Origin of the sequence: Pseudomonas sp. LSJ-87, from assembly GCF_032971465.1 — a bacterium.
Classification (GTDB): domain Bacteria; phylum Pseudomonadota; class Gammaproteobacteria; order Pseudomonadales; family Pseudomonadaceae; genus Aquipseudomonas; species Aquipseudomonas putida_Z.
Genome location: NZ_JAWJYQ010000075.1, coordinates 1 through 9,742, shown reverse-complemented (window position 1 = coordinate 9,742; position 9,742 = coordinate 1). Strand labels below are relative to the sequence as shown.

General features: G+C 60.9%; 3 protein-coding genes. 1 reads left to right on the top strand and 2 read right to left on the bottom strand.

The genetic code is table 11. The annotated features are described in order from the left end of the window. Window positions 1–209 precede the first annotated feature (209 nt). Together RYH74_RS25665 and RYH74_RS25660 are read right to left on the bottom strand one after the other, a co-directional pair. Window positions 210–1,586: an HlyD family type I secretion periplasmic adaptor subunit gene (locus RYH74_RS25665; RefSeq protein WP_038407794.1), complete on the bottom strand. Its 1,377-nt coding sequence runs from the start codon at window positions 1,584–1,586 to the stop codon at window positions 210–212. Continuing rightward, a complete protein-coding gene (locus RYH74_RS25660) occupies window positions 1,576–3,732 on the bottom strand; it encodes a type I secretion system permease/ATPase (protein ID WP_025337258.1) in 2,157 nt (718 codons plus the stop codon). The genes RYH74_RS25665 and RYH74_RS25660 overlap by 11 nt, the downstream gene beginning before the upstream one ends. A gap of 994 nt (window positions 3,733–4,726) precedes the next feature. On the opposite strand from RYH74_RS25660, the gene RYH74_RS25655 reads away from it, so the two are divergent. Continuing rightward, the coding region (locus RYH74_RS25655) for a retention module-containing protein (protein WP_317410542.1) at window positions 4,727–9,742 on the top strand (5,016 nt) is incomplete at its 3' end.

The following is a 9,742-nucleotide window of genomic DNA, read 5'->3' as shown; positions in this document are numbered from 1 at the left end:
AGGCGGGATTCAGGGGCAGTTGGTTGGTGAGCCTGCCCCCTGGCGCTGAGGGCATGCGGTCCCTTGTAGGAGCGGCCTTGTGTCGCGAAAGGGCTGCAGAGCGGCCCCAGGATTTCAGCAAAGATGCATAAATCGCTGGGGCTGCTGTGCAGCCCTTTCGCGACACAAGGCCGCTCCCACAGTGTGGGTCGCGGCGATGAGTGTGCTTTTTAACGCTCGCGCAACGCTTCCGAACGCGCCTTCATGATCGGCTTGAGCAGGTAGCTCATGATGGTCTTCTTGCCGGTCATGATATCGACCGTCGCCACCATCCCCGGAATGATCAGCAGCGGCTTCTCGTCAGTGCCCAGGTGACTGCGGTCGGTGCGCAGCTTGATGAGGTAGTAGGTGGTCTTCTTGTCTTCATCGGTGATGGTGTCGGCACCGATCTGCTCCAGCTTGGCCTTCAGCCCACCGTAGATGGTGTAGTCATAGGCCGTGAACTTGACCGTCGCCTCCTGCCCAGGGTGCAGGAAAGCGATGTCCTTGGGCAGGATCTTCGCCTCGATGACCAGTGAGTCGTCCAGCGGCACGATTTCTATGATGTCGCTGCCCGGCTGGATTACCCCGCCGATGGTATTCACCAGCAGTTGCTTGACGATACCGCGTACCGGTGAAGTAACCATGGTGCGGTGCACGCGATCATCCAGCGCCTTGCTGGTCGCCGTGGCCTTGTTCAGCTCGGTGCGCGCTTCGTTCAATTGGGTCAGCGCTTCGCTGCGGAATTTGCCACGGGTCTCTTCGATCTTGCTTTGCACCTCGCGAATGGCCGCCTCGGCACGCGGGATGGCCAGCGCCGTGGAGTCCAGCTGACCGCGGTTCTCCACTTCGGCGCGGCGCAGGCGCAGCACCTCAACCTGGGAGATCGCACCGGTGGCCACCAGGGGCTCGGACATGCTGATCTCCTTGCGCAACAATTGCAGGCTGTTGGCGTACTGGGCACGTTTCGAACTGTATTCGCGCAGTTCCTGCTGGCGCTGTACCAGCTGCTGTTGCAGGCCACCAATCTCGTCCTGCAGTTGCTGGCGCCGGCTCTGGTACAACGACTCTTCACTGGCCGCCTGGCTTGGCGCGGCCTTGCGCAGCGCTTCGTCGATCTTCAGCGGGCTGTCCTCGACCTCGGCACTCAGGCGCTCGACGCGCAAGGCCATGGCCAGGCGGTCGGCCTCGGTTTCGCCCACGTTGGAGGCGAAGCGGGTTTCATCCAGGCGCAGCAATGGCTGGCCCACTTCGACGATCTGCCCTTCCTTGGCGAAGATCTCGGCGACGATGCCGCCCTCCAGGTTCTGGATCTTCTGCACCTTGGACGACGGAATGGCCTTGCCTTCACCCCGCGTAACTTCGTCGATGGGCGCTACGCTGGCCCACACGATCAGGAACACGAAGAACAGGATCACGCCCCAGATGGTCAGCCGCACGACCCGCGGCGCATCCTCGATCAGGGCCTTGTTGACCTCTGGCAGCGGCTGGCCGCCCAGTGAATCGGAACCCTTGAAATAGCGCCGCAGGCCGTCCTTGAATTGCCCCACATCCAGCTTATGCAACACTGATCTGCCCCTTCTTCAGTGCATCCATGACCGCGGCTTTCGGGCCGTCGGCGACAATCTGCCCGCGATCGATCACGATCAGCCGGTCCACCAGCGACAACAGCGAGGCACGGTGTGTGACCAGCAGCATCGTCTTGCCTTCCACCACCGCCTGCAGGCGCTGCTTGAGGCGTTCTTCGCCGGTGTTGTCCATGGCGCTGGTCGGTTCGTCCAGCAGCAGGATCTGCGGGTTGAGCAACAGCGCGCGGCCCAGGGCGACGTTCTGCCGCTGGCCACCGGACAGGTTCTGCCCGCGTTCACCCACCTGCAACTCGTAGCCGTCCGGGTGCAACCGGGCGAACTCATGCACACCTGCCAGTTCGGCAGCTTGCAGAATCAACTCATCCTCGATGTAGCGAGCCCCGCTGACCAGGTTATCGCGCAGAGTACCGGCCAGCAGCTGGATGTCCTGGGGCACGTAGCCGATGTTGTGGCGCAGTTCGCTGACGTCGATCTGGCGAATGTCCACGCCATCGACCAGCAGCGAGCCGCTATCGGCCTCGTACAGCCCGACGATGAGCTTGGCCAGCGAGCTCTTGCCCGAGCCACTACGGCCGATAATGCCCACCTTCTCGCCGGGGCGGATGGTGAGGTTGATGTTCTTCAAGGCCTGATTCTGTTGGTTCGGGTAGGTGAAATCGACCCCCCGGAACTCGACGCTGCCCTGCAGCACCTTGCGGCTCAGCGGGCGTTCTTCGAAGTTGCGTTCTTGCGGCAGTTCCATCATGTGGTCGGTGGAGACCATGGTCACCTTGGCTTGCTGGTAGCGGGCGAGCAGGCCGTTGAGCTGGCCCAGCGGGCCGAGGGCACGGCCGCTGAGCATGTAGCAGGCCACCAGGCCGCCCATGCTCAGGTTGCCGTCGATGATCAGGTACACGCCGACGCAGATCATCGCCACGCCTGCCAGTTGCTGGATCAGCAGGGTGATGTTCATCGCCAGGCTCGACAGCACCTTCACCCGCAGTTCCAGGCGGCTGAGGGTACCCAGGGTCTGCTCCCACATGTACTGGCGTTCGCTTTCGGCGTTGTTGACCTTTACCGCATCCAGGCCGGCAAGGGTCTCGATCAGGCTGGACTGGCGCTCCGAGGCCAGGGCCATGGTCCGTTCCATGGTCGCCATCAGTGGCCGTTGCAGGGCGTAACCGATGCCCAAGGCCAGCGGGAAGGCGATGATCGGGATCCACACCAGGTGCCCGCCAATGATGGCGATGACGATCAGGATCAGAACGGTGAACGGCAGGTCGATCAGGCTGGTCAGGGTCAGCGAGGCGAGGAAGTCACGCAGGCCCTGGAATTCGTGAATGTTCTGGGCAAAGCTGCCGACCCTGGCCGGGCGGTACTTCATCGACATGCCGACGATACGTTCGAACAGCGTTGCCGAAATGATCAGGTCGGTCTTCTTGCCAGCCAGGTCCAGGCACAAGCCGCGCAGGCCCTTGAGGATCAGGTCGAAGATGTAGGCACCGGCGATGCCGATGGCCAACACCCAGAGGGTCGAGGTGGCCTGGTTGGGCACCACCCGGTCATATACGTTCATCACGAACAGTGGCGCGGCCAGGGCGATCAGGTTGATCACCAGGCTGGCGGCGATGGCGTCGATATATAGCCACTTGCTGCGCAGCAAGGTATCGCGGAACCACGACTTCGCCCGCGGGATGAGGTTGCCGTGGTTGACGTCGAACTTGTGCTGCGGCTGGGCGAAGAATACCCGGCCACTGTAATCGCTTTGCAGGGCTTCGCGGCTGACATGCACCTCGCCGCCATCGCTCTCGCTGAGCAGCAGGCGCGCGGTGTCTTCGTTTTCCCAGCCCAGCAGCACGGCGCTGCGGCCTTCCTTGAGCAGCAACATGGCTGGCATTGCGATGCTCGGGATCTGCTCCAGCTTACGCTGCAGCAGTCGCCCCTGCAGGCCGGCCCTGGCAGCAGCGCGGGGCAGCAGCTCGGGGCTCAGGCGCTGGGCCGGCAGCGGCAGGCCGGTGGTCAGCATGACCCGGCTCGCGGGTTTCTGGTGCAGAACACACAGGCTCAACAGACTATCCAGCAGGGGATCGTCATGCTGACTGCGTGGATCGTGGCTGAGTTGGACTCGACTGACTTCGGATTCCACGCGGCTCTTCATCCTTGTGGTGGGTGGGGTGGGTGTGCCGCCGTTCAGGCTGGCTCACCCTGGCGTTCAATGGCGCTGCCAGGCAGTGGTCATGAGGCTACGGCACCCTGGCGCTTGGGCAACCGGCCAATGGTCGCCTTGAATCGGTATTGAGTAAACAATTCTACGGTCTTCATTCCTGGCAGACGATGCTGAGCGGTGGATGTTTCATTTTTGATCCAGTCAGCATCCAGCCCGAATTAATTTGCAGCATAGCCTGCCATCCGTCTGGCGGCAGAAGAGTTGTCGGTATCGACTTGTAGCTTGTCAATAAACAGGCGCTTATTTGTTGACGTCATTCAGTAACTAATTAGGCAAAATTTATTATTGGAAAGCAGGTCGCTGACAGGCTTTGGCTCGACAATCGACTACGTTTTCTCATTTTCGGGCTGGCAGTATTTGCGCAGTGGTTCGCTATCTCTTTGATCTACGGCAAATCGGGTGCCGGATTGTGCAGCAGGGCGGGCTGCTGGCGCCGTGAGCTATCGTATGGCCGTGTTTTTGCCTGGCTTCCCGATCACTATCTGGCTGCCTTCAGGCAAGGTTTGTGCTTGTAACCAAGCAATGATCCGAGCGAGCGAAAAGTGACTTGGTTATTGACGCATGAATCTTTGACAGCTACCGATGAGCGGTTGTCCTGTCGCATTCTTTGCGGTTACCTAGGCACGAGGAAAGCAGCTGAAAGTCCTCACTGAAGACGCTTTGGATGATGTACGACACTTATCCTCAAGAAACGCATGGTTAAGATTCGAATATCAATGTGACATTACATTGCTGATTGTTTAGGATGGCAATGTATAAGGTCAATAGTTTGGCATTTGGTCAATTCCAAAAAGTTATAGACGGGATATTGACGCCAGTAAGCGTCAAGAGATCATCGACATAGTTCCGCCTGAAGTGGTCTGCGAGTGCCGCTCTGGCAGGGAAGTACCCATCGGGTCACACGGAGAGTCCAATGAGCAGCGTTGTAGCCATCGTCAAAAGTATTGTCGGCCAGGTTATTGCGGTATCCCCAGAGGGCATTCGGCGTGTTCTGATTGAAGGGGACCGCCTGCTGGCCGGTGAAGAAGTGCTCACCGGCCCGGGTGGTGCAGTTACTTTGGAGCTGGCCGATGGCCGTCTGCTCGACCTGGGTCGTGATAGCCAGTGGAGCGCCGATGCGCCAGACAGCAGCACCGACCTGAGCCAGGCGACCGCACAGGCCGCGCCGTCGGTGGAGGAGCTGCAACAGGCGATCGCTGCCGGTGTCGACCCGACTACCGAGCTTGAAGCGACTGCGGCTGGCCCATCGTCGGCGGGCGGTGGTGGCGCACTGGGCGGTGGCCACAGCTTTGTCATGCTCGAAGAAACCGCGGGCCGGGTCGACCCTACCGTCGGCTTCCCGACTGACGGGCTGGGCTTTGCTGCCGTGCTCGATGGCGAAGAGGTTGGCGTGCTGGATACCACCAGCAACAACCAGGTAACTACGCCGACGACGGATACCAGCGTTGCTACCGACCTGGTTCTAGTCGCTACCCCGTCCATCAGCGAAGCGGGTGGCGTAATCGTTTATACCGCTACGGTTGGCCAGGCACCGAGCACCAACCTGGTGGTCACCCTTTCCAACGGGGCCGTAATCGTCATTCCGGCCGGGCAGACCTCGGGCAGCGTCAACGTCGTGGTTCCGGCAAACGATACCCCGTATATCGACGGGGACCAGATTTCGGCGACCGTAACGAGCACCACCGGGGGCGGTGGGCTGACGGTGACCGTGCCGCAAACGCCGGCGGTTACCCAGGTTACCGATACCATCGACACTACCACCGCGACCCTGACCGCTTCGCCAAGCGTGACTGAAGGTGGCGTCATCACCTACACCGTGACCCTGAGCAACCCAGCGCAGACCCCGGTGACCGTGACCCTGCCCAACGGCCAGACCATTACCATCGAAGCTGGCAAGACCCAGGGCAGCGTTGACTTCCAGACCCCGGCCAACGACGTCTACAACAACGGCTCGACCGTCAGCGTCACCATCGAGGGCGCCACCGGCGGCAACTTCGAGCAGCTGACGCCGAATCCGACTCCGGCTCAGACCACGATCAACGACTCGGTCGACAACACCACCGCGACCCTGACGGCGAGCCCGTCGGTGACCGAAGGTGGCGTCATCACCTATACCGTGACCCTGAGCAACCCGGCTCAGACCCCGGTGACCGTAACCCTGTCCAATGGCCAGACCATTACCGTCGAAGCTGGCAAGACCCAGGGCAGTGTTAACTTCCAGACCCCGGCCAACGACGTCTATAACAACGGCTCGACCGTCAGCGTCACCATCGAGGGTGCCACGGGTGGCAACTTCGAGCAGTTGGTGCCGAATCCGACCCCAGCTCAGACCACCATCAACGACTCGGTCGACAACACCACCGCGACCCTGACGGCGAGCCCGTCGGTGACCGAAGGTGGCGTCATCACCTATACCGTGACCCTGAGCAACCCGGCTCAGACCCCGGTGACCGTAACCCTGTCCAATGGCCAGACCATTACCGTCGAAGCTGGCAAGACCCAGGGCAGTGTTAACTTCCAGACCCCGGCCAACGACGTCTATAACAACGGCTCGACCGTCAGCGTCACCATCGAGGGTGCCACGGGTGGCAACTTCGAGCAGTTGGTGCCGAATCCGACCCCAGCTCAGACCACCATCAACGACTCGGTCGACACCACCACCGCGACCCTGACGGCGAGCCCGTCGGTGACCGAAGGTGGCGTCATCACCTACACCGTGACCCTGAGCAATCCGGCTCAAACCCCGGTGACCGTGACCCTGTCCAATGGCCAGACCATTGCCGTCGAAGCCGGTAAAACCCAGGGCAGTGTTGACTTCCAGACTCCGACTAACGACGTCTACAACAACGGTTCAACTGTCAGCGCCACGATTACCGGTGCGACCGGTGGCAACTTCGAGCAGTTGGTGCCGAACCCGACCCCGGCTCAGACCACGATCAACGACTCGGTCGACAACACCACCGCGACCCTGACGGCGAGCCCGTCGGTGACCGAAGGTGGCGTCATCACCTACACCGTGACCTTGAGCAATCCGGCCCAGTCGCCGGTGACCGTGACCCTGTCCAACGGCCAGACCATCACCGTCGAAGCCGGCAAGACCCAGGGCAGCGTCGATTTCCAGACTCCGGCTAACGACGTCTACAACAACGGCTCGACCGTCAGCACCACGATTACCGGTGCGACCGGTGGCAACTTCGAGCAGTTGGTGCCGAATCCGACTCCAGCTCAGACCACCATCAACGACTCGGTCGACACCACCACCGCGACCCTGACGGCGAGCCCGTCGGTGACCGAAGGTGGCGTCATCACCTACACCGTGACCTTGAGCAATCCGGCCCAGTCGCCGGTGACCGTGACCCTGTCCAACGGCCAGACCATCACCGTCGAAGCCGGCAAGACCCAGGGCAGCGTCGATTTCCAGACTCCGGCTAACGACGTCTACAACAACGGCTCGACCGTCAGCACCACGATTACCGGTGCGACCGGTGGCAACTTCGAGCAGTTGGTGCCGAATCCGACTCCAGCTCAGACCACCATCAACGACTCGGTCGACACCACCACCGCGACCCTGACGGCGAACCCGTCGGTGACCGAAGGTGGCGTCATCACCTACACCGTGACCCTGAGCAATCCGGCTCAAACCCCGGTGACCGTAACCCTGTCCAACGGCCAGACCATTACCGTCGAAGCCGGTAAAACCCAGGGCAGCGTCGATTTCCAGACTCCGGCTAACGACGTCTACAACAACGGCTCGACCGTCAGCGTCACCATCGAGGGCGCCACGGGCGGCAACTTCGAGCAACTGACCCCGAATCCGACACCAGCCTCGACTGTGATCGGTGACAGTATCGATACTGTCACCGTAAGCATCGTCAGCAATGGCAATGTGACCGAAGACCAGCAGCCTTCCTTCACCGTGAAAGTAAGCCAGGCACTGGACCGTCCTCTGACTGTCACTTTGTCCAACGGCGACACCGTGACCATCGAAGCTGGCAAGACCGAAGTCGAGTACAAGACCTCGGCCCAGGGTGATGACGTAATCAAGGACGCTGGCTCTGTCACCCTCAGCGTCACGGACGCTACCGTATCGGGTGCCACTTTCGAGAAGCTGGACCTTGGTGGGCCGGCGACCGTTGAAATCTCGGACACCATCAGTGAAGTCGTCGCTACTCTGACCGTCGACAAGGCCTCCGTAACCGAGGGTGGCCAGGTGACCTACACCGTCACCCTGACCAACACACAGGGCCTGCCGGTTACTCAACACGGCGTATTGACCTTCACTCTGAGTGATGGGACGAAAGTCACCATCCCGGCCAACAACGCGTCGGGTACCGCGACCATCACCGTTGACGATGACGTTTATGTCGGTGGTCAGGCGGCTATCGCGAACAAGCTGGAATCCGTATCGGGTGCGGACAGCTTCGAGAAGCTGACGCTCAGCGGTGATACCGTCACCACCTCCGTAACCGACGAGCCAGGCTCCGGCATTCCGGGTACTGGTAACCAGGGCGATCTGGTACAGGTCACCATCACCGCCGACCAGCCCTCGGTGGCTGAGAACCTCAAGCCGACCTTCACCGTACGCATCAATGCCCCGTTGGAACACGACCTGGTCGTGACCCTGAGCAACAATGCCCAGGTCACCATCAAGGCTGGCGATACCAGCGCGCCGTATACTCACGACGCGCAGGGCGATGATGTCTATAACGACGCCGGCCAGATCAGTCTGGGCGTCGAGTCGGCGGCAGATGTCGACGGGCGAGTCTTCGAGAACCTGCAGCTGGGCGGTGCCGCTTCGGTCGAGGTGACCGATACCATCAGCGAAGTGGTGGCCAAGCTGACGGCTACCGAGTCCGTCACCGAAGGTGGCGAGATCACCTACACCGTCACGCTAACCAGCAAAGACGGCTTGCCGCTCAACAACCACTCGACGCTGTACTTCACCCTCAATGATGGCAAGACCGTTGTTGTGGTACCGGCCAACAGCACCACCGGTTCGATCACCGTGACCGCGCCGGACAACGTATACGTGGGCGCCAATGCGCCAGTGGTCAACGCGATCGACTCGGTCAGCGGTGCAGACGCGTGGAAGTTCGAAAAGCTGACCTTGGACAAGACCGAAGTCAGTACCACGGTGACTGACGAGCCCGGAACCCCAGGCCCTGGCGGCGATATCGTCAAGGTCACCATCGAGGCCAATCAGGATTCGGTCTTCGAGAACCAGAACCCGACCTTCACCGTGAAGATCAACACCGTTCTGGCGCACGACCTGGTCGTGACCCTGAGCAACAATGCCCAGGTCACTATCAAGGCGGGCGAAACCAGCGTGCAGTACACCCACGCCGAGCAGGGTGAAGACGTTTATCAGGATGCTGGCGAAATCAGCGTGGGCCTCAAGTCGGCGGCCGATACTGCAGGCAGCAGCTTCGAAAACCTGCAATTGGGCGGCGATGCGTCGGTGAAAGTAACCGACACCATCAACGAAGTGGTGGCCAAGCTGACGGCCACCGAGTCCGTCACCGAAGGTGGCGAGATTACCTACACCGTCACGCTGACCAGCAAAGACGGCCTGCCGATCAATAGCCACTCGACGCTGTATTTCACCCTCAGCGACGGCAAGACCGTTGTTGTAGTGCCGGCCAACAGCACCACCGGCTCGATCACCGTGACCGCGCCGAATGACATCTATGTAGGCGCTCAGCCTGTCGTCAATGCCATCGACTCGGTCAGCGGTGCAGACGCGTGGAAGTTTGAAAAGCTTACCCTGGACAAGACAGAGATCAGCACCACCGTCACAGACGGACCAGACTCTGAGGACACCACCTTCCTGACCCTGTCTGCTACGCCGGCAGTGGCCGAAGGCGGTAAGATCACCTACACCGCCACCTTGACCAATAAGGCCGGTACCGACCTGGTGATCAAGCTGAGC